Origin of the sequence: Streptomyces sp. NPDC127092, assembly GCF_042722475.1 — a bacterium.
In the GTDB taxonomy this organism is placed as follows: domain Bacteria; phylum Actinomycetota; class Actinomycetes; order Streptomycetales; family Streptomycetaceae; genus Streptomyces.
In genome coordinates this window covers 1-1346 of sequence record NZ_JBHXFE010000251.1, presented here as the reverse complement: position 1 = coordinate 1346, position 1346 = coordinate 1, and the positions used below count along the sequence as shown (strand labels likewise).

The window sequence follows — 1346 nt, the reverse complement described above, 5'->3', positions numbered from 1 at the left end:
GCCTCGTGGGCCTCCTGCGCGGTCTCGTTGCGCTTGGCGTAGACGCGCGGCCGGGCCGGCACGGCGTCCGCCCCGTAGAGCTCGGTGGCCTGGCGACGGGCGGCCTGCACGGCCTCCTGCGAGAGGTTCACCGAGTCCGTGCGCATGTACGTGATGTAGCCGTTCTCGTACAGGCGCTGGGCCACCTGCATGGAGACGCGGGAGCTCATGCGGAGCTTGCGGGCGGCCTCCTGCTGCAGCGTGGAGGTGGTGAAGGGCGCGGCCGGGCGGCGGGTGTACGGCTTGTCCTCCACCGAGTCGACCGTGAAGTCCGCCCCGCGCAGACCCTCGGCCAGCGAGCGGGCGCCGGCCTCGTCCAGGTGGGTCACCTTCTTGCCGGCGGAGGCCTTGAGCCGCCCGGCGTCGTCGAAGTCGCGGCCCGTGGCCACGCGCTCGCCGTCCACTGTGCTGAGGCGGGCCGTGAACGAGCTGCCCACGGCGTCCGCGGCCTGCGCGCCCTCGGCCACCGTGAAGGTGCCCTCCACGCCCCAGTAATGGGCGGAGACGAAGGCCATGCGCTCCCGCTCACGCTCGACGACGAGGCGGGTGGCCACCGACTGCACGCGGCCCGCCGAGAGCCCGCGGGAGACCTTGCGCCAGAGCACCGGCGAGAGCTCGTAGCCGAACAGGCGGTCGAGGATGCGGCGCGTCTCCTGGGCGTCCACGAGGGCCGTGTCCAGCTCGCGGATGTTCTCCAGGCCTCGGCGCACGCCCTCCTGGGTGATCTCCCCGAAGGTCATCCGGTACACCGGCACCGTGGGCTTGAGGGTGTCCAGCAGGTGCCAGGCGATGGCCTCGCCCTCCCGGTCCGCATCCGTGGCGAGGTAGAGGGCCTCGGCGTCCTTGAGCTCGCGCTTGAGCTCCGCGACCTTCTTCTTCTTGTCCGGGTGCACCACGTAGTACGGGGTGAAGCCGTGCTCCGTGTCCACGGCGAACTTCCCGAACGGGCCCTTCTTCATGTCCGCCGGCAGGTCCGAGGGCTTGGGCAGGTCGCGGATGTGCCCCACGGAGGAGTCCACCACCCAGCCGGAGCCCACCGCGTTGAGGTACTTCGCGATGGACTTGCTCTTGGCCGGGGACTCCACGATGACCAGCTTCTTGCCCTCGGGCACGGGAGCGGTCACGGAAGCGGATGACGTGGACAAGGGGGTCCTCCTCGGACGGGGAAGGCGGTGGTTCCGGGCCGGTGCGCGGTGCACGCCGGCGTCGGGCGGACGTCCCCACATCGTAGGGGGCGCGGTGCCCACGATAACGCCCGGCGTCCCCGCGCCCGCCACCGCCCGATCGTCAGCCCTCCACCAGGAACC

The 1346-nt window shown here is 71.8% G+C and carries 1 protein-coding gene; it reads right to left on the bottom strand.

Annotation, left to right across the window (positions count from 1 at the left end):
- On the bottom strand, window positions 1-1184 hold a 1184-nt coding region (gene topA / locus ACFWJO_RS39435; RefSeq protein WP_386873078.1), incomplete at its 3' end, for a type I DNA topoisomerase.
- Between the last annotated feature and the right edge of the window lie 162 nt (window positions 1185-1346).